Annotated in this window: 16 protein-coding genes; 6 read left to right on the top strand and 10 right to left on the bottom strand. The window is 46.3% G+C overall.

Translation table 11 applies throughout. The features are described 5' to 3' along the window. Both ACJJIO_RS15625 and nhaA read right to left on the bottom strand, forming a co-directional pair. The gene (locus ACJJIO_RS15625; protein ID WP_444909014.1) at positions 1 to 1,371 is read right to left on the bottom strand and encodes a hypothetical protein; all 1,371 of its coding nucleotides are present in this window, start codon (positions 1,369 to 1,371) and stop codon (positions 1 to 3) included. 97 nt (positions 1,372 to 1,468) lie between these two features. Beyond that, the gene (nhaA, locus tag ACJJIO_RS15620; protein WP_444890955.1) at positions 1,469 to 2,962 is read right to left on the bottom strand and encodes a Na+/H+ antiporter NhaA; all 1,494 of its coding nucleotides are present in this window, start codon (positions 2,960 to 2,962) and stop codon (positions 1,469 to 1,471) included. Positions 2,963 to 3,086: 124 nt separating this feature from the next. On the opposite strand from nhaA, the gene ACJJIO_RS15615 reads away from it, so the two are divergent. Next, positions 3,087 to 3,845 carry a TlyA family RNA methyltransferase gene (locus ACJJIO_RS15615; protein ID WP_444909013.1) on the top strand — a complete coding sequence of 253 codons (759 nt, stop codon included), beginning with the start codon at positions 3,087 to 3,089 and terminating at the stop codon, positions 3,843 to 3,845. An 88-nt stretch (positions 3,846 to 3,933) separates the two neighbouring features. Here the strand turns inward: ACJJIO_RS15615 and ACJJIO_RS15610 are convergent, their stop codons facing one another. Beyond that, positions 3,934 to 5,625, bottom strand: coding sequence for a DUF885 domain-containing protein (locus ACJJIO_RS15610; protein ID WP_444909012.1), 1,692 nt, complete (start codon positions 5,623 to 5,625; stop codon positions 3,934 to 3,936). A 1,640-nt stretch (positions 5,626 to 7,265) separates the two neighbouring features. Between ACJJIO_RS15610 and ACJJIO_RS15605 the strand changes: the two genes are divergently transcribed. Next, positions 7,266 to 7,769, top strand: a complete 504-nt coding sequence (locus tag ACJJIO_RS15605; protein ID WP_444909011.1) for a thermonuclease family protein — start codon at positions 7,266 to 7,268, stop codon at positions 7,767 to 7,769. 161 nt (positions 7,770 to 7,930) lie between these two features. Here ACJJIO_RS15605 and ACJJIO_RS15600 read toward each other — a convergent pair whose 3' ends face one another. Next, entirely contained in the window at positions 7,931 to 9,322 is a 1,392-nt protein-coding gene (locus ACJJIO_RS15600) for an amidohydrolase family protein (protein ID WP_444909010.1), read from the bottom strand. A 993-nt stretch (positions 9,323 to 10,315) separates the two neighbouring features. Here ACJJIO_RS15600 and ACJJIO_RS15595 point away from each other — a divergent pair. Next, positions 10,316 to 11,380 (top strand): bile salt hydrolase, encoded by a 1,065-nt coding sequence (locus ACJJIO_RS15595; protein WP_444909009.1) that lies wholly within the window; start codon positions 10,316 to 10,318, stop codon positions 11,378 to 11,380. A 119-nt stretch (positions 11,381 to 11,499) separates the two neighbouring features. Here ACJJIO_RS15595 and ACJJIO_RS15590 read toward each other — a convergent pair whose 3' ends face one another. The 3 genes from ACJJIO_RS15590 to ACJJIO_RS15580 all read right to left on the bottom strand — a co-directional run bounded on the left by ACJJIO_RS15590 (position 11,500) and on the right by ACJJIO_RS15580 (position 12,944). Continuing rightward, entirely contained in the window at positions 11,500 to 11,895 is a 396-nt protein-coding gene (locus tag ACJJIO_RS15590) for a GNAT family N-acetyltransferase (RefSeq protein ID WP_444909008.1), read from the bottom strand. Positions 11,896 to 11,944: 49 nt separating this feature from the next. Next, positions 11,945 to 12,412: an OsmC family protein gene (locus tag ACJJIO_RS15585; protein WP_444888354.1), complete on the bottom strand. Its 468-nt coding sequence runs from the start codon at positions 12,410 to 12,412 to the stop codon at positions 11,945 to 11,947. 187 nt (positions 12,413 to 12,599) lie between these two features. Then, complete coding sequence (locus ACJJIO_RS15580) at positions 12,600 to 12,944, bottom strand: 4a-hydroxytetrahydrobiopterin dehydratase (protein WP_252085039.1); 345 nt, start codon at positions 12,942 to 12,944, stop codon at positions 12,600 to 12,602. A 351-nt stretch (positions 12,945 to 13,295) separates the two neighbouring features. Here ACJJIO_RS15580 and ACJJIO_RS15575 point away from each other — a divergent pair, with 351 nt between their 5' ends. Next, positions 13,296 to 15,032, top strand: a complete 1,737-nt coding sequence (locus ACJJIO_RS15575) for a DUF885 domain-containing protein (protein ID WP_444909007.1) — start codon at positions 13,296 to 13,298, stop codon at positions 15,030 to 15,032. 20 nt (positions 15,033 to 15,052) lie between these two features. Here the strand turns inward: ACJJIO_RS15575 and ACJJIO_RS15570 are convergent, their stop codons facing one another. Beyond that, on the bottom strand, positions 15,053 to 15,739 hold the full coding sequence (locus ACJJIO_RS15570; protein WP_444909006.1) for a sterol desaturase family protein: 687 nt from the start codon (positions 15,737 to 15,739) through the stop codon (positions 15,053 to 15,055). A gap of 212 nt (positions 15,740 to 15,951) precedes the next feature. Here ACJJIO_RS15570 and ACJJIO_RS15565 point away from each other — a divergent pair, with 212 nt between their 5' ends. Then, positions 15,952 to 16,869, top strand: coding sequence for a LysR substrate-binding domain-containing protein (locus tag ACJJIO_RS15565; protein ID WP_444909005.1), 918 nt, complete (start codon positions 15,952 to 15,954; stop codon positions 16,867 to 16,869). A 185-nt stretch (positions 16,870 to 17,054) separates the two neighbouring features. Here ACJJIO_RS15565 and ACJJIO_RS15560 read toward each other — a convergent pair whose 3' ends face one another. Together ACJJIO_RS15560 and ACJJIO_RS15555 are read right to left on the bottom strand one after the other, a co-directional pair. Continuing rightward, positions 17,055 to 18,563 carry a fumarate hydratase gene (locus tag ACJJIO_RS15560; RefSeq protein ID WP_444909004.1) on the bottom strand — a complete coding sequence of 503 codons (1,509 nt, stop codon included), beginning with the start codon at positions 18,561 to 18,563 and terminating at the stop codon, positions 17,055 to 17,057. 141 nt (positions 18,564 to 18,704) lie between these two features. Beyond that, complete coding sequence (locus tag ACJJIO_RS15555; RefSeq protein WP_444909003.1) at positions 18,705 to 19,460, bottom strand: hypothetical protein; 756 nt, start codon at positions 19,458 to 19,460, stop codon at positions 18,705 to 18,707. 330 nt (positions 19,461 to 19,790) lie between these two features. On the opposite strand from ACJJIO_RS15555, the gene ACJJIO_RS15550 reads away from it, so the two are divergent. After that, a complete protein-coding gene (locus tag ACJJIO_RS15550; RefSeq protein ID WP_444909002.1) occupies positions 19,791 to 20,372 on the top strand; it encodes a superoxide dismutase in 582 nt (193 codons plus the stop codon). Positions 20,373 to 20,489 lie beyond the last annotated feature (117 nt).

Below are 20,489 nucleotides of genomic sequence, written 5' to 3'. Positions count from 1 at the left end.
CTACCAGTCTAGCGAAGAGGGTAAGCGTGGCGACGACAACAGCTTGGCGAAACGCTGCCAGCGCTCTTGTGCACTGTTTGTATCTCGCTCCACATAATCAGCTACGAGTTTTTTGCCCCAGTTGTAATTAATTACATAGGCACCGTAGGCATCGACAAAATCCTTGCGCTGCTTTGCCTTGGCCGGGCTCATCAGCGTGTATTTCTCAAACAGTACCGCAACTTGCTCTGGGGCAATTTCACCATCGATATACTGCCGAGCAATTTCATTGCCGGCAAAACTGAGCTTATCCACCAGCCCCATCACCCGCTCATACTTTTGCGCACTTTGAGGGTCCAACCCGGCGAGGGGATAAAGTACCTCCATCTCGAAGCGGTTTTTTTCCTCCCCAGGAAAGGCCAGATCGATACCGTAATTGGCACTGCCCTCGGCAATCAGAGATTGGGGGCTGAACAGCGGATACACGCTGTATTCCACCCAGCCACGGTCTTCCACCAACGTCTGTTCCAACAACGCGTTATAGGTGTGATGGCCCGGGTAGCCTTCATGGCAGCCAAGGTCGATCGCGCGATCAATGGTAATCGGCAAGCCACTGTTCACCTGTATCAGGCTATGCGCCCCTCCCTGATACCAGTTGTAACCGCTCCAGGGTTTGTCACTGACATATTCAAGGGCAAAATTTTCATCCTGTGGCAGCGGAATATACTGCTTGGTGCGCTTGCGACACTCCGCAATGGCTGCATCAAAAACCTCTTGGAGCTTGTCCACTGGGATTTCATACTGCTGCCGAAACGCCTGCACTCGCGCACTTAGGGGCTCATTGCCGGGCAACAGCTCATCCAACTCCTGCAAGAGTGGATCGAAACTAGTGAAATTTTGCCTGGGGGGCTCGGTGTCATAAAGCTCGCGCGCTTCTTTGGCAAAGTTGCGCTCGCTTTCGCCAGCAAGGCTGCGGGCGTGAGCCACCAGCGCAGCCAGTTGAGTTCGCAGGTAGTGTAGACGCAGGCCGTCAAGGGAACCATCCACCACGCCGTCCCCGGGTAGCTGAGCGATGAGGGCGTTACCGCGTTTGGCAATATCCGCCGGGCTGGCCTGGCTCTGCTCCGCCTGCTCTCGCCACTGCGCCGGGCCATAATAGGCATCGACATAACTCTTGTCGTGATTACCCAATTCCAACACCAGGGCAACATAGTCCCTGGCCACTGTATCCATGGACATATCCCCTTTCCCTTCTATTGCAGTTTTTTGCCCTTTAACCTCTACTGCTTCTCGTAACTTATCCTCTGATCGCGCTTTACCCTCGCAGGCGGCAAGAAATAGAGGTGCAGCCAGAATTGGCAACAGACACACCGCCTTTACTACTTGTTTCATTATTATTTCTCTTGAAATTTATTTCACATCTGGAAGTTTACTCAGCCGGGAAAACCCCAAAACGGCCTGCTATGGCAGGACCAGGCCGGGAAGCCCCTCAACGTTGACGACCGGGATTTTCCTGAGCGGAACTATCTTGCTTCTCTAAGCCTTCTTGCTGAGCTTCACTGCCCCCCGCAGGCTCAGGTTCCCGGCCATCGGTCTGTACATCAAACTCTTCAGTAACCGGCGCAGTGCGCAGTACCAGGAAACCGGCGATACCGGCAATTACAGAAGCCAGTAAGATACCTGCCTTGGCCTGATTCAACAGGTTATTCTGGTAACTGAACGCCAGTTCGGCAATAAAGATCGACATAGTAAAGCCGATACCGCCGAGTAATGCCACGCCAATGATATGCTGAAAATTAGCCAACTTAGGTAAGCTGCCCAAGCCTAATTTCCAACCGATCCAAGTAGCCCCCACAATCCCAATCAGCTTTCCGAATACCAGCCCAGCGATTACCCCCAGGGTTACCGGGTTGAAAACTGCACTTGAGCTAGTAAAGCTATCGAAGGGAATGCCTGCATTAGCGAGCGCAAAGATGGGAATCACCAGAAAGCCAACCGGAGTGTGCAGGCGGGTTTCCATACGCTGCAGAGGAGACTGCGCCAGGTTAACGCCACTGCCTAGGGCCATAACCCGTGCGCGTAAGGCATCATTGGCAATGATTTTATCACCGGGACGGAAACAGCGATCGAAGCTGCGGATAATATCTTTAACAAAGGAACTAAACGCCACTGGATCGTACTTGGGCTTCGCCGGCAGCGCCATTGCAGTTATGACCCCCGCAATGGTGGCGTGAACTCCGGCCAGATAAAATTCATACCACAGCAGAATGCCCACAAATACATAGGGGGGGGAGTTACGCACGCCAGCCGCCTTCAGCAACCACATGATCACAACCAGGCAACCCGCAGCGATCAGCGCGGTCATATTTACCTGCTCTGTATACCAGATAGCGATCACCAGAATGGCGCCCAAGTCATCAACAATAGCCAGAGCCACTAAGAAAGTCACAACCGCGCGAGGCACACGATTACCCAATAAGGCAATACAGCCCACGGCAAAAGCAATGTCCGTGGCCATGGGGATGCCCCAACCGCGCTCCGCCTCACCGCCAGCATTGAATGCTGCATAAATCAATGCCGGCACCACCATGCCACCGATTGCCGCCATCACAGGTAGTACCGCATGGCGTAAATCGGACAGCTCCCCTACCATAAATTCCCGCTTGAGCTCCAAGCCCACTAAAAAAAAGAAGATCGTCATTAGACCTTCATTAATCCAGTGGTGTAGCGATAAAGAAAACTCCCAATTTCCCACAGTGAAACTGATGGGCATATGCAAAAGGGTTATGTAGACATCTTCCAGGGGGGAGTTTGCGATAATGAGCGCCGCCAGCGCAGAAAGCATCAGTAAAATACCACTGCTGCTCTGCCGGTGGATAAACTCTTCAAAAGGTGTCACCAGGCGCCCAAAAGCCTGTTCTAAAGGCGCCTCAAAAACCTTTCCTTTGCGGATCTTGAACTTATTCAGAACGCTTTTTGCCATCGACAACCCCCTCTTTAGTAAAGAGTAGCCCGACTAGAAACGGAGCCGCACTTCTACCTATGGGAGCCAGAGGTTAGCATGGCCACACTATTCTTAACCATTTGACAGGACCCAGTAGCAAAACATGACCCGCTTGGACCAACTGCTAGTACAGAGAAAACTCGCCAATTCCCGCACCCACGCCAAAAAACTGGTTGAAGCCGGCAGGGTCACGCTATCCGAGGGCGGCCCCATGGAGCTGGCGCGCAAAGCTGGGCAATCCGTCAGTGAGAACTGCGCCTTAGAAGTCACTGCACTACCCGAAGATCAATATGTTTCCCGCGCCGGCCTAAAACTTGCCGCGATACTCGATCACACAGGATTAAACCCTATGGGCTGGCACGCCCTGGATGTAGGCTGCTCTACTGGAGGCTTTAGTGACTGCCTGTTACAGAGAGGCGCCACTTCCGTAGTAGGGGTAGATGTAGGACGAGATCAGCTAGCACAAAAATTAATAGATGATCCACGTATGCACCTCTTCGAAGGAATTAATGCCCGTTATTTAGAGGCATCACAACTTTCTCCTTACGCAGATACTGGCTTTGATGCCATCGTGATGGATGTATCCTTTATTTCCCAAACGTTGATACTGCCGCAGCTGCCTTCTTTACTCAAACCCGAAGGCCAGCTGTTGACCCTGGTAAAGCCACAATTCGAGGTGGGACCTGAGGGCATTGGTAAAGGGGGAGTGGTGCGTAACGAAAAACTTTACCCGCAGGTACGTGAGCGTATTACGGCATTATGTGATGAACTCGGCCTTGAAGTGAAGGAGTATATTGATAGCCCGATTAAAGGGGGCGACGGCAACCGGGAGTTTTTGCTCTGGGCAAGCCCAGCAATTTAAGATTAATTAAATCGAGAGAACAGGTTAATAAGGAATTAGATGAAAGACCCTTTACAGGGTCTTTCAAATTAACATGCTTTAAAAATAATTATTGCTGACCACTAAACTGGTCAGTGAGAAGACTTAGAGGAATTACACCGTTTTGCAAAACTTTCCCATGAAATTCTTTTATATCAAAGCCTGCCTTTTCCTGCTCTACCTGTCGAAGCCTCAAAATATGTGTAAAACCAATATAATATGAACTTGCCTGACCTGGAGAGTAAATAAAGCGATTAATGTCTCTAGAAACTTCTGCATCTGTCAGCCCAGAAACCTCAGAATAATACTCCCTAGCTTCTTCCAAAGTCCAGCCTTTTGCATTTATTCCAGTATCAACTACTAAGCGGGCAGCTCTATGCAGCTCCGCCTTTAATCGACCTAGATTTCCATATTGATTACTATCATACCAACCCTGCTCAAAAGCTAACCGTTCTGCATACAATCCCCAGCCTTCAGAAAACCCTGAGATTTTGGTAATACTCCTAAAGAGAGGGAGATTAAGTTTACCAGTAAATGAATACTGAGCATGGTGACCGGGTACCCCCTCATGATAAACAAATCCAGGTAAATCCAGCATTGTAGTGTCTACAGAATTATTTACATAAAGCAAAGCACTTTCGTTATCTTTAGCAGGGGCATAAGCATAACTAATACCATTCACTAGCTCTAACTTAGAGTAATCAAATTCAGGGAATAGATTAACACTTTTCTCACTTGCCTCATCTAAAAGCTCTTTGAAAACAGCAAGCACATTTTCCTTTGCTACTTGTGGCGCATCCTTGCGGACCATGGCGTACAGTGTAGCCAAATCATTTGACATATCATAACCAAGCGATTCAAATTCCGAATAGACTTCTGTATGCAGATCCCTGAGCGCATCAATACCTATTTGATGTAATTCAAGTGCATTAAGCGGCATACTGACTTCTCGGCTTAACAAGCTATTGTAATATTCCTTACCTCCCGGATATTGGGCAAGACCTGGATTTTCAGGTGCATCTTCCAACTGAGTTAAGAGTAAGTTTGACACCTCTGTTCGCATTGGAGTAACTTCCTCCTCCAATATGTACTTACATCGTAGCAACCACTCTTTACGCTGCTCCGCTGAAACTTCTATCTTATTTACAGCAGCCTCCAACATTAAATAGATAGGGTCTCGCTCAGGATTTTCTACCCAATAATCAAGCCAATCAAGCACCGATAAAATAGTCTCTTTGTCATCAATTATTCCAAGCCTACCCCTAACCAACAACCAAAACTCCACAGAGGAATAATAGGATGACAAATATTCTACTTGACTTAAGTAGTGCTCAACATCTCCCGCATTTTCAAGCATAAAAAAATAAAATATATCCTGAACCTGAACTGCAGTGGAGGCATTAATAACAAAATGAGGCTTACTTTCAACAGCTAAGTAACTCTTCAAAAACCAACTATAAAAATCGTAATCAACATTCTGCACATTGCTTAATAGCCGCCTATCAAATGCTTTCAATTTAACCAACGCCTTAGTATATAGCTCAAGAGTTTTCGCCTTATAAGGTAAAGAAATTGGAGTGATGCCAGGCGAGGACAAGCCCACCTCCTCATGCACTCGATAAATTAAAGCCAAAATCGGATCCCGTCTAAGGAGCTCAACATTTGACTCCTCTATAAATGAGTCAAAATTCGGATCGTATGCCTGAAGTGGAAAACTAATAACAAAACATAGCGCAACCAAAATATATTTAAAGGCTCTCATAGAGTTTCCTTGTAAACTGTATCTTTAAGAAAAAATAATAATGCCAAGAAAAATATCAAAGTGGAATAATATTCACTCAAAACGCCCGGCGTTCATACCTTATAATTACAAACAACCTAACAAAAACAATCACTCAACACTCGCGATTTATACCAAAAACAAATCATGCCAAGAATACTGCAAAAACTGACAAGGAAATTACAGGCACAAATTATAACTTGATTCACTTGAGACAAAGTCAATCAGAAGCGATGCCTATGCCTTGGGAAACAGGCATGAGCATATGAACAAACCCAATATTAATTAGGAAATCGTACCATCGCCGCCTCCAAGAGTTATTGCAATCACTACAGCTGTGAATTTGAAATGGAACAGGGCTAAAGCATCAGCTTTTGGCCAAATCCTGAGGCTAGATATCCTAATATTTTCGCAAGAATTTGAACCCCGATTACTGCCACCACACCCTGCAGCACAAACCAACTTTTGACAACTAGAATCACCTAAAGAAAACTCTGCTAAAACCAGCACTAAATAACTTGGCGACCTGATTGCAGAATAAGCAGGAACATCTCAAGGCTTCAAATTTAGGATGGACACTGAAATAAAATTAGCGAACTCCCAATTTAGATATTTTGCTTCCAGAAGCTGTTTCATAATTTCTTTAACGTATTTAGCATGCAGGAAATGTAGAAGAAAGCTCTATAAGAAGGTAAATAGCGATCCCACCTGACGATCAAGCGACGGCTATTACCCAGCCTCGCAAAAGTTCGCTAAACTTTCCGACGCCGAATATACAATCTAGGCTTTCTGCCTAATTGTTTCGAAGGCTTTTTCCTATTCCTGCGGTGAGGGAAAATTATTTCAACTTTACAGCGGGTCAAGCTGTAGAGTAACGGGTCAGAATCTGCAGCTTTGTCGTACACAAGGCTTCGATTTTTTATTTTTATAGATAACACCAAGTAGCGGATGTAATAAATTTACTTCTACTGGTGAGGCCGAAGTAATGGCGCCTCCCAACGGAAGACTTTCGCCAATGACCACCACAATCAATTTTGCACCCCTGTCCCGCTTGGTTTTTCCGAATTCTGCTCCCCTTTTTATGCTGAAGCAAAGCCGCCACCTGAAAAGACTTCTTCCCAGTTAATCAGGGATCTTTGATCAAGTTGTCCGAGAAATTTTTGTCAAAGCTCCAACCAAGCGCCTTACTCTCCCCAAAACTGAAGCTTTCTTCAGCAACTACTCGTTGATGGATAAGATAGAGGGAGATTTTTCCATGGCGCTCCTAAGCGCGAAATCCACAAGATACTTTCAAAACGTACACGCTTATCAATGGGTATGGGACCACTTTTCTCACGTTTTAGCTAGGGTAGGCAAGGCTCAATCAATTTACACTGAGCGTCGGCTAATTCTGACTTAATCCCAACTAAACTTACTGTATCTTATCATTCCATGAGGTAGCAAGAATAACTAATTTCAAGTTATGAAACAGCTTCTACCAATTAGAGCTAAGTAATATCCTCATGCCCACCTCTAAAAACCCCCTTTAACAAAAACTATTTATTACTATCACAATCTATAAATAAATACGTAATAAATACCCCCTATCCTGCGCACATAAAACAACGACGCAGATAATCCCAATGAAAAGATTAATTTTGCTGTGTACGCTCTCCACTTCATTACAAGCGGCTCCACTGACTAACTACAGGATAATAGACGGTGACACAGTTCACGGATATGTTTCTGGTGAATATGTTGAGATACGTCTTCAGTGCATTGATGCACCAGAAACCTATCCCAGCACGCAAATATATGGCCCAGAAGCCACTCAAACCCTGAATCATTTATTGTCATTTGGCACTGTGGATTTCCAATCGACAGGAAGGGATCAATACGGCAGAGAAACTGGCTATCTATTTGCAAATGGATACAACATCAATCAAGAAATGGTTGCAAGAGGAGCCGCTTGGAATTACGCCTACTATTGCGAAGATAAATTCAAGATTGAGCAAGACTTTGCATACTACTCAAATCTAGGGTTATGGGGCGAAATGGAAGCAAAAGACCCCTACTGCTTTCGCAAGAATCTAGATCACGATTTTTGCTATTACAATCCGGAAAACAACTTCTTTTTAGATGATTAAAAGCTAAATTTTCTGAACATGAATTTTTACCCACTAAGCAAACAGTTCCCATAAAGCTCAAAATAAAAAATCATTAGAGCTACCAAACTGGTCTATAACTTACACCATACAGGAGTATATGGGACTGTTTGCGGATATTTTAAGAGGAGATTCCTTGGGTTTTACCTTTGGGAGGTTGGGTAAGATTCTATTGCCTGTCCACCCTTTTTATAGAGGACTCCTCCTTTCATAACCAATGAGACATTGGATAGAAGGTTAATATGCCTCAGCACATCCCCTCTTACTGCGATGATATCGGCAAATTTTCCTTTAGATACAGTCCCTGATTGGTCCGAAACCCCCATCATTACTGCGGGCCAGTAGGTAGCTGCTCGAATTGCATCCATAGCGGAAAAATTCATCTCTTCAACCAAAACGGCCAATTCGTTCCAAGTGCTTTGGCAATGAAATTTAGTTGGGATACCACTATCTGTCCCCACAAGAAACACCACACCAGCATCTTTAAGCTGGGAGATTTTCTTTTTCAAAGTTGGTTTACGTAAGGGAGTTAACTGCATGTACTGCAATTGCCCAGGGTTTCTCAATGACTGTTTAATATCGTCAATAGTGTCTGGTTTTAGTCCTTTGTGCCAGCATGTATCATCCAGCCTTTCCGGGTTATCCACAGTGTTACTATAGTTCCAGAGACCTTCTACGGTTGGAGTCCAGAAAAGTGGCCCCCCAGCAACGCGGCCCTTAGCAGTGCGCTCTTTTAATAACTGGATGATATCTTCAGGGTACTCAGGTGCTGTTGTCAGCCCTGTATGTTCAAAGTTATCGACACCTATGGCCAGCCCTCTGCGGATCTCATCTGGGCGGTGCGAATGAGCTACAACTTTTAAACCATGCTTATGGGCCTCATCCACGACCGTTTGAGCAACTTCTATAGTCATCTTGTCATGATCAATCAGCTTAATTATATCGACACCAGCTGTTGCCAGTAAGTTTACTTTCTTTTTTGCTTCAGGGGCACTAGAGACTGACCAACGAAAAGCTTCAGTACCAGGATAAACTTCATGTTGGATAAATGGACCGGAAACAAATAGCCTTGGCCCGGCAATTTCACCAGAAATGATTTTCCGTTTTATCTCTAAAGATGCTTCTAGCGGAGCACCCAAATCACGAACACTAGTAACCCCGGCTAGCAGTAATTGTATTGCACTAGCAGGCATTATTTCATTGGTCAGGCGATGTAGGTAGTGTTTATCCCAATGCACATAGTCCGAGTGTCCACTGAGCATTAGGTGAGCATGATTTTCCCAAAGTCCAGGTAAGACATCCATCCCCTCAGTAGAAATAATTTGATACCCGTCGGGGACGGGAAGCGTTTCAACCGTGCCAACTTCCTCAATTTTGTCGCCCCGAATTAAAATCACACTGTTTGCGATTGGCCGATTACCAAAACCATCGATCAGCCGCCCCCCCACAAGCGCACTTCTCGTCTCCGCCTGAATTGACAAGCTGAACAGCAACATAATACCAAGAGATAATGCCTTAATTATTTTTTTTATCATTAAAATTTCCTTCTATTAGCTGGCGATAAATTCAAATCAACAAAACAGGATAAAAAGCCCCCCACTCAACTAAAAGCGCTTAACATGCATTATCTAAATAGACATACCCAATAGCGCTTCATAGCTTTTCAACCAACATCGGATCGCATAGCTAGTTTTGACCTATATACACCCTACTAACTTAACGAGCAACACTGCAAAGACCATAAATCAGACAATACATTCATCTCTCACATAGTCTAAACAGTTATTTTATTTCTGAGTATAAACATATTGCAGCATCGCTCACCATCAAGCCCATATTTCATAACGCATGATCAAATCCCGACATAATAGAGACAGCATTAGTTTTTCACGACAAACTATCATTATATATCGTACTGCACAACAAAACATACAGACCAAAATACAATCAAGAATACATAAAGAGAAAATAAAGGATAAAAATATTCCGGTCAAAGAACTGGGACTGTAACATTAATTTTTTATGGATTTACAACTCAGTGGCCATCCTACCCACACGCAGTCTTTCATCTCCATTAATAAACTATTAGAAAGAATAAAAATTAGACAAATCAAAAAATAAGCATCTAGAGAACTTACCGCAGCATCTATTGAAATTCTTGCAATCTATTTTACACAATAAACAAATAAACAAATAAACAAATTAGAATAAAACTCCTAAGAAGGAAATGATGACTACACCTAAAGACGACGTAATATCAACCTTCCAACCCTACAACAAATTGCTCAAAACCATAAGGTCTCACGTACCTACATAAATTCCTAACACATTGCTCAGAAACTTTTATCTTTCGGCAGAGATAGATAAGACCGACCTCACGAAACCCAAGAGAACCCCTTAAAAATTTGGAATCTACAAGCTTATCATGTATTAAATATTGGCTCTTTTGAAGCTAAGATAGACAGACATTCTTAGAAAATACAAATAAACTGCATGCTTTTTACCACCCTAAATATACGAGTTAAGAAGTGATCAAAACAGCTACAAATAAAGTGCCGTTGATTATAACGTTGCTCCTATTTTCCTGGCCATCGATACTCTATGCATGCTCCCGAGTTACCTGGAATACTGAGCAAGGTGTTTTTGCCGCCAGATCAATGGATTGGGGACATTCTTTTGAGGATATTCTTTATATAAATCCTCGAGGTATGAAGATGGTTGGTGAGGATGGCCATAACCCCGCCAAATGGACTTCAAAATATGGAAGTGTTGTACAAAGTATTATTCCTTATGCCCGCCAATATGGCTTCTCAAATAATGACGGTGCTACCGACGGAATTAACGAGAAAGGTCTAACGGCACATATTCTATATCTTGGAGCAACCCGCTACGCCAAACCAAATAATACGCCAGGAGTATCCTATATGCGCTGGCTGCGTTTTATTCTCGATAACTATGCTACAGTCGCAGATGCTGTCATTGGGATGAAAAATATACGCATATCGCCAGTGAAAGTTGGTGGCGAAGTTCTTGGTGCACATATGGCAATAGAGGACCCAAGTGGTGATTCAGCTATCTTCGAAATAATCGATGGTAAATTAGTTGTACATCACGGTAAGAAATTTTCGGTCATGACAAATGACCCACCATATGGATGGCAGCTTCAAAACCTGCCTTTTTACCAAGGCTTTGGTGGGATTAAATCTGTACCTGGAGGGATTGATGGCGCTGACCGTTTTGTTAGGTTATCTTACTATCAACACAATCTACCAAAACCTGCCAATGCTATTCAGGCAGTCTCTTACCTCCTAAGTGCTATCCGTACTGTGGCCGTTCCTTTTGGCGCACCTTATAGCCGCCCCAATCAGGAAGAAGGAGCTGAAGAACCAGCTACTTATCCCACTTGGTGGCTTTCGGTGATTGATTTAAAACGCCGAATTTACTATTTCAACTGGGTCAAAAATCCAAATATTGTTTGGGTAGATTTACATGGAATCGATTTTTCAAAGGGCACAGGAAAGCGGGTTGCCGACCCAAAGAACCCCAAATTGGTTGGAGATATCACGGATGTATTTAAGCCACTAAAAAAATGAACAGAAAGAAACACAAAGTGTACAGGTTACTCTAAAAACATCGCTGAATATAAAACACTCTGCCCGATACCCAATATGGCCTTAATTACAGCCAAGAATTTACATACTTTGAAATAAATCTACTTCAACATGTACATCCCTTCACTTTCAGGGCTGCTTAACCTAAAGCCAAACTTCTCGTACAGCTCCGGTACATCCGCCATAAGGGTAATATAAGCAGAAGGAAGCGCCTCACGATCCAAATAAGACATAATGTGTTCCATCACAACCCTTCCCAACCCTTGACCTTGATAAGTTGGGGCGACAGCGACATCCACAATCTCAAAATTTAAGGCTCCATCACCAACCACCCGCCCCATGGCAATGGTGGTTGAACGAGTTTGAATGTGAATGCCATAGAGACTATTTGGCAACCCCTTCTCTGCGGCCTCCCGACTTCTTGGGGATAGCCCACTAATCTGCCTGAGGCAAAGAAAATCCTCAACTGAAGCCACAGTTTCAATAACTTTAAACATACTGCCGTCTACATGAGTATTTATGAAACCTACTCACTTCAATGAGTAGTTATACCTCCCGAATCTCAGTAACCACTTCCGTTTTTACGGAGTTAGCAATAAAGCACTGCTTGTGGGAAAGATGGTGGATTTTTTCCAATTGCTCGCGACTAGGTTTCTTTTCACCAGAAAAGCGGATCAAAGGTCTCAGAGTGACCTTAGTCATGGCCAACTTACCCCCCTCTATTGTATCCATCACGCCTATCGCTTCATCGCGATACTCATCAATGACGAAACCCCTTTTTGCGGCAATTGCAAGGAAAAACAACATATGACAACTAGATAGCGACGCCACGAAAGCTTCTTCTGGGTCGACATTTTCCGGGTGTGAGTAGGGGATTGGGACAATATGGGGAGATGAAGAGGCTGGAACTGACAAACCGCCATCAAACTGCCAAGTATGAGCGCGGCTGTATTGATTGTCGGTAAAAATCTGGTCATCACGTTGCCAGACCACTGTAGAAGTATACTCAGACAAAATCTCTCTCCTTCTATCCAGGGCACACACTTTCAACTATTGATATACAGGGCTACCGAACGACTCCGGAACCAGGAGGTATTTAGCGGAGTGAATAGAGCCGAAGGGTTCCTTCTAGGGCAACCTCAGTTTAGAAATGACGCGGGATGGCAGAAAATTGGGCGCTAGATGCGCCCTTGGGAGATGCTTAGTCTGCATCTACTTGCTGGTCGGTGCGCGCAGCCATAATAAAATCATTCTTATGCAACCCCTTGGCCTCATGGCTCCACCAGGTCACGGTTACCTTACCCCACTCGGTAAGCAGTGCCGGGTGGTGGCCCACTTCTTCTGCGATGGCACCTACACGGTTAGTAAACGCCAAGGCCTGCTTGAAATTCCGGAACTTGAACACGCGCTCCAGCTGCATAATGCCGTCGCGGGTCATTGGCGTCCAATCAGGAATTTGGCGCAGCAATCCTGGCAGCTCGTCATCGCTGACGAGAGGGGCATCGGCGCGGCAGGCTTCACACTGTTGTTGGGCTAGCTCAGTCATGAATAAATCCTCAAAACCTTGTTTATTATCGGTTATTTCACGTGGGGCTCACTCTAACCGGGGCTCTTCCACGACACAAGCGCAGACGTTAAAAACGCATTATCTACGGTTTTCACTCGCCAATATGGGACAGTGTGCTAAATGCTTGGATATCAATTCACGGTGTAAACAACCATTGTCAGGCTGATCAAGGGTCTCCGGCCGATATGATAATTTTTAAGCAGATACACAAGCGTTTATAAACCCCTTTTGGCAAGGATCGCCATGAAAGCCCCTCTTAAACTGTTGATTTTGACGTCGCTCACTCTTGTTTGTGCCTGTGGCCCCCAAGGTACCGATAGGAAACGCATAGTGCCCCCTCAAGTTGAAACGATGATTGAAATGCGTGCCGAGATGGAACTGGCCTTTCAGCAGCTGAGCCAACAATTCGTTAACGGTCTGTGGAAACTGTTTCCGTCCTGGGCAGTCCGCGAAGGCTATTATGAGGCTGCCATACATTTACAAGTGCCTGACAAGGCCTTCCGCGCCTATCTACTGGACTTCGCTCAAACTTATGAACGCAAGTTCGCCGCTCTGGATAGTGAATTACTCAGTATTTCTTCCCTCACCGATATGGCGCTTATTATGAATTTCCTACAGCGCCTGCAGTGGGAATATACCACCTTCAAATCCTACCAGTGGGACCCCTCCATATATAACGTATCCCATCCTTTTGCCCTGATTTTAAATACCGAGTACGCCCCCCTCAAAAACCGACTGCGCACCTTCAATACGCGTATGCGCTTGGTTCCCGATTACTACCAAGCCGCAAAACAGGCTATCCGTAGGCCCGCCGCGCCACAATTAATGTTGGCTATTCAACAGAACGAAGGTGCCCTGGAAGTTTTTGGGACTAGGGTAGAAAACCTGGTAGAAAGCAGCCAGATGTTTGATGATGAAAAAGAAGTATTCAGGCAACGTCTGCACGCCTCCCGTGAAGCGATAAAAGACTATGTAAACTTTTTAAAAAATTTACAAACCAGCCTGGAAAAATCTGCAAGGTTTCGTGATTTCCGTATTGGAGAAAAGCTATATGAAGAAAAATTCCGCTTTGATATTCAGATTGATACCAGTGCCAGTGCCCTCTACCTGCGTGCTTTGGAAGAAAAAAAACAGGTCCACAGTAAAATGGCGGCGCTCACCGAGCAACTTTGGCCGAAACATTTTCCCGATACCCAGTCACCATCAAATCAAATGGAAAAGGTCCGGCGCCTACTCGAAAAACTATCCCTTAATCATGCCAGTAAAGATACATTCAAAGAGGTTATAGAAAAGCAAATACCACAGCTGGCAAACTTTGTCATACAGCACAATCTACTCGACCTGGACAAAGAAAAGCCACTAATAGTACGCACTACCCCCCCCTATCTTCGTGGCTTTGCTGTTGCCTCTATCAATGCGCCTGGTCCCTACGATAAGAATGCCAATACCTATTACAATGTGTTGCCCATAGAGAATTACAGTGATGAGCAAGCGAATAGCCTGCTGCGGGAATATAACCATTACACTTTGCAAATACTGAACATTCACGAAGCCATCCCCGGTCACTATACCCAGTTGGTTTATGCCAACCAGTCTCCGAGTATTATTAAAACCATCTTCGGTAACAGCGCCATGATTGAAGGCTGGGCGGTCTATGCCGAACGTATGATGCTGGAGGCTGGATACGGTGATTTTTCGCCGGAACTCTGGCTGATGTACTACAAGTGGAATTTACGCGTGATTACCAACACCATTTTGGATTACGGTGTACAAGTCAAGGGCATGACAGAAGCCGAAGCAATGAATTTAATGGTTGATGGGGCTTTTCAACAACGGGCTGAGGCGGAGGGAAAGTGGCGTAGAGCAACTCTCAGCCAGGTTCAACTCACCAGCTATTTTGCCGGATTTACAGATATCCTTGCCTTGCGCGAAGAAGTAAAGAATAAGCTCGGAGATAAATTCAACTTAAAGGAATTCCATGAAAGCTTTCTAAGCTTTGGCAGTGCGCCAGTGCCGATTATTCGAGAACTAATGTTGACCCAACTGGAGAAGACGGGTTCTATTTGAACCAAGCACTCTGTAGAGCTCTAACTCTCACTCTTCTGACAAGATCCAATAGATTTCCAGTGAAAAGTGCCCAGCAAAAGATCAAACAGAGGGATAGTCAAATTAAAATTACATTCATTCATCCACTTACGTTGATGATGTATGCGATGCAATTGAGCCAACTCACGCAAAACGGGAACTCGATGAAACCAATGATCTTGAGGCTGGTGGTATCCCAAGTGCAACAATTCATAACCCAAATGATTTACCACCATAGTCACAATCAAGAGGTAACCAGCATTCATCGAAAAAAGTATGGAGAAAAAGTATCCTAAAATTGGCGCAATCACTAAAGCAAGAGTCGCAGTTAAATAAGTGGGGAAAAGTACTATTCTCCAGTCTCTGGTAGAGTCAATAGAAAATAGGGGTGGAGAGAAAAAACTGTGATGATCCCCGGTATGTCTGCGATAAAACAGCCCTGCAATCCGAATCTTTTTATGACCAGCCCAACGGTGACTAGCGTATTCAGAAAAATTATATATAACAGTCCCTGCGGGGATCACTAACAACTCCCAAGTTTTTAACAAATCCAATTGAAATATGCAGTAGATACAAACTCCGGCACCAATAGCTAGAATACCCATCAGATGAAGCCATCCATGGTAACGGCCTTTCACTCGCGCCCTGTATCCAGCCCTGAAAGGGGCCGCATCGTGATTGATCGACATATTTGCTCCTTTTTATTAGCGTTGGAATTCCGTAAAACTATATAAACAATCAAAACCCGGCAGTTTGATTACATCCATCTAATAGCGATGTACAGAGTGCCCCTCATCATTTGCACTAGAAAATTTAAGAATTTGATTGACCAGAAATATAATCAGGCGGATGATTGAATTCTAATAAATAATAATTAACAGCATTATTTGTGAGATTGATAATGTCGAATCATCTCAGATCAATGGATTTGAATTTACTGCCTGTATTTGATGCCCTGATGGTCGAACGCAACCTGACTAGGGCTGCAGTAAAGCTACACATGAGCCAACCTGCAGTAAGTGCTGCCTTAAAGCGTTTGAGATCCACCTATAACGATGCACTTTTTATCCGCACCGCAAAAGGCCTACGCCCTACCGAGCGTGCGCTGGCACTACACCCTTCCATTCACACGGCTCTTGGGGCAGTGAGATCAAGCTTCCGGCAGCTCGACTTTGAACATCGCGAGGCAGAACGGGATTTTTCGATTGTTCTACCAGATGTGGTGGAAACCCTTATGATTCCAGGACTCAGCGCCTGGCTACGAGAGTATGCACCAGGGATAAAGCTTACAATATTACCTGACGAATCAGAGATGACTTCCAGAATGGTAAGTAATGGTGAAGTCGACTTAATTATCGATTATTTACCATTAGAATCTCCCAATTACAGCAGTCTGATTATTGCCGAAGAAGAATTGGTGGTGATCGCAGGGGAGCATAATGAAGAGGTGGGAAAATCAATCTCTGAGGCAGATTTTCAATCAATACCACAAATATCATTGCTGAGAGGAAGCCCCGTAGGCTCACCGATGGAGAGGCTGGCCAGACCGAATAAATTACAGCGCAATATTTGCCTGCGTGTCCCTCACCTATCCTCCTTTCCTCATATAGTCGCCACCACCGATTTAATTGCCGTTGTACCCGCAAGGATGATGAAGTCCTCTCATTACCGAGCACTACCTGTTCGTACAATTGAGCTGCCTATGGATTTCCCCAAGGTCAGCCTGCAGCTGATTTGGCATAAGTCACAAACTAACAACCCCGCCCATCGCTGGTTAAGAGAAACCATTTTGCAGCTTTACCCAGAGCTGGGGATGTAGAAGCTTTTGGAGTGGGCTGTACCAGAATGAATCTAATTGAGGCATCAGGTTAGGCTTTTACTATGCCTGTTTTACCGTGACTAGCTGAGAAGACAACCTAGTCCCGCCAAACTTAATCCCTAAAAGCTTGAAGACAAAAAAGCCGGGAACCTCGCGGACCCGGCTTGTTTAGATTGGGGCAGCCCTTAGGCGAGACCCTCCTCGATTTTCGCCTTCCAGATCAATGGTCCCGTGGTATGCACAGACTCACCTTGGCTATCGACTGCTACGGTTACTGGCATGTCCTCCACCTCAAACTCGTAGATGGCTTCCATACCCAGCTCCGGAAAGGCAATTACCTTGGAGGCTTTAATCGCCTGAGCCACCAAGTACGCAGCGCCACCCACAGCCATTAGGTACACCGCTTTATTGTCACGAATCGCTTCAATTGCCATTGGGCCACGCTCTGCCTTACCGATCATCCCTTGCAGGCCGGTCTCTTCAAGCATGGTGCGCGTAAATTTATCCATACGGGTGGCGGTAGTTGGGCCTGCGGGGCCAACTACTTCATCGCGCACAGGATCTACCGGCCCTACGTAATAGATAAAGCGGCCAGTCAGGTCCACTGGCAGCTTCTCCCCTTTCGCTAGGATATCCACCATTTTCTTGTGAGCGGCGTCGCGACCAGTAAGCATCTTGCCATTCAGCAGCAAGGTTTCACCGGGCTGCCAGCTCTGTACATCCTCTGCAGTAACGGTATCCAGGTTGACACGGCGAGTATTGCTGCCAGCTTCTCGAGTAATTTCCGGCCAGTCTTCCAGCTTCGGCGGAGTCTGGCGCGCGGGGCCAGAGCCATCAAGAGTGAAGTGGGTATGACGAGTAGCGGCGCAGTTGGGAATAATTGCTACGGCCTTATTTGCTGCGTGAGTAGGATAATCCTTCACTTTCACGTCCAAGACAGTGGTCAAGCCACCCAGGCCCTGGGCACCAATGCCCAGCTTGTTGACGGAATCGTATAGTTCCAGGCGCAACTCTTCGGCACGGTTGGAGGCACCGCGCTCCTGCAACTCCTGGATATCGATAGGATCGAGCAGGGATTCTTTGGCCAGCAACATAGCTTTCTCAGCAGTACCGCCAATGCCAATACCCAGCATGCCCGGCGGACACCAGCCCGCCCCCATCTGAGGCACCATCTTCAGAACCCAATCCACTACAGAATCAGAGGGGTTGAGCATGGCAAATTTGGTTTTGGCTTCACTGCCACCACCTTTGGCTGCCACATACACTTCCACAGTTTCACCAGGAACGATTTCATAGTGAATCACTGCCGGAGTGTTATCACCGGTATTCTTACGGGCGCCATCTGGGTCGGCAAGAATAGAGGCGCGCAACACGTTGCTGGCATTTTGATAAGCGCGGCGCACACCTTCGTTGACCATGTCGGTAACGCTCATGTCCGCTTCCCAACGCACATTCATACCCACTTTCAACTTCACGGTGACAATGCCGGTATCCTGGCAGATAGGGCGGTGGCCCTCGGCACACATCCGTGAATTGATCAGGATCTGGGCCATGGCGTCTTTGGCCGCCGGGTTGACCTCTTTCTCATAAGCCTTGTTCAGGGCCTGAATGAAGTCCTGTGGGTGGTAGTAAGAGATAAATTGCAGCGCATCAGCAACGCTGTCGATCAGATCATCCTGGCGGATAGTGGTCATGCCCAACTCCGATTAACGTCTCAAGGCCGGCGATTCTACACGAAATGTAGGGTTATTGGCCTGTTATTAAAATGGCGATAAATTTTCCACAGGCAATAAAAAAGGCGAACCCAAGGTTCGCCTTTTCTAGCCCCTGAAAAACTACATTGAGGAGGCTGTAGGCTCACTGGACTGCAGAGAGCGAATCGCATCGCGCAGTTGTACCAGATCTTTGTTCACCGAGCGACGGTAGGCATCAATAGACTCCACTGCCTCTTCATTGGCTCCGACACGCATAGTCAGATCACTGCGCACAGAGGCCAGCTGACGCTCCAGGCGTGAAATTTTGTCGGTCATCTCACGCTTGCTCTCAATACTGCCTTTACGCAATTCCGCCAGGGCAGATTCAACCGCAGCAATCTTTTTCACACTGGCATCGAGGCTACCGAGCTTGCTGTTGAGTGAAGCAACCTGTTTCTTGTTGGCTTCGTTTGCGGCCTTATTGGCTGCAATACTCTTGCGGTTGGTATCGTAAGCCACCCCCCAAAGCTTGCGGATCTCGGAGGAGTTCTCCTTGGCCTTGGCGCTCAGCACCTCAACAGAAGCTGTAGACTCCTCATCGGAGAGACTAAAGCGCTTCTCCAGCTCAGCAATCCGGTTCTCGGCATCGGCTATGCGATTCTCCGCGTTGACCAGCTGGGTACGGCTTTCCTGCCACTGCTGGTAGAGGAAACCAGAAGCAGCAAGTCCCCCCATGGCTAAGACCAAGGCACAGAGGCCTAGGAAGGAGAAGCCACCGCGGCGCTCCTCAACGATCACTTGTGGTTCCTGGGACTGCTCGCTGCGCTCAGGAGAGCTGGGCTCCAGTGCGGGTTCGATGGCGGCGCTGCCGTCCAGTGTGGGCTCTCTACGTTGCATGTATCAATACACCCGGTAACTAATCTGGTGGGTTCGGTACTGGTCAGTTCGGGATTGTCCCGCCCGGCACCGCTAAATTCATTACTTAGAGACAATCAAGCCGGGACAGATTCGTCGAATTATGCGGCAGTTATACCAAAAATTGACGAAAAAGTAATCGGCCACAAGTAAGAATAGACGACAGCAAAACATTGGTGTCATCAAACACCACCCCTTGAGTTCGAGGAAAACGTCCCAAAATCCCCTATTCTACTGCGCCGGCTTAATTCTGGCATACGGCGCGTGTAGAATGCTCTCACCAATAACCCTAAACAAAGGAAGGAAGACACCATGGCTTTCGAATTGCCCGAACTCCCCTACGCGATGAATGCCCTGGCCCCCCATATCTCTGAAGAGACTCTGGAGTACCACTACGGTAAACACCACAAGACTTACGTTGACAAGCTGAATGGTCTGCTGGAAGGCACTGCTGACGCCGATAAATCCCTGGAAGAAGTGATCAAGTCCTCTTCCGGTGGCGTATTTAACAATGCCGCACAAGTATGGAACCACACTTTCTACTGGAACTGCCTGAGCCCCAACGGCGGCGGCGAAGCCACTGACGCTGTTGCAGAAGCTATCACCACAGCATTCGGCAGCTTTGACAAGTTCAAGGAAGAGTTCACCACCAGCGCGGTAAACAACTTTGGCTCTGGCTGGACCTGGCTGGTGAAAAAAGCCGATGGTTCAGTAGCTATCGTCAACACTTCCAACGCAGCCACTCCGCTGACTGATGAAGGCGTTACCCCACTGCTGACCTGCGACGTATGGGAACACGCTTACTACATCGATTACCGCAACCTGCGTCCTAAGTACATGGAAGCTTTCTGGGCGCTGGTGAACTGGGAATTTGTAAGCCAGAATTTCGCCTAATCGCGGAATTACCTAAAAAGCGGGCACTGCCCGCTTTTTTTATGGGAGGAAATCACTCCCGACATGGCTCCAGAATACTGCCCCTAGTCAAAGACCCATCTAGTGCGCACAATACCC

It is taken from the genome of Microbulbifer mixtoriginis (SeqCode) (genome assembly GCF_052467235.1).
This window is presented reverse-complemented; position numbering and strand designations above follow the sequence as displayed.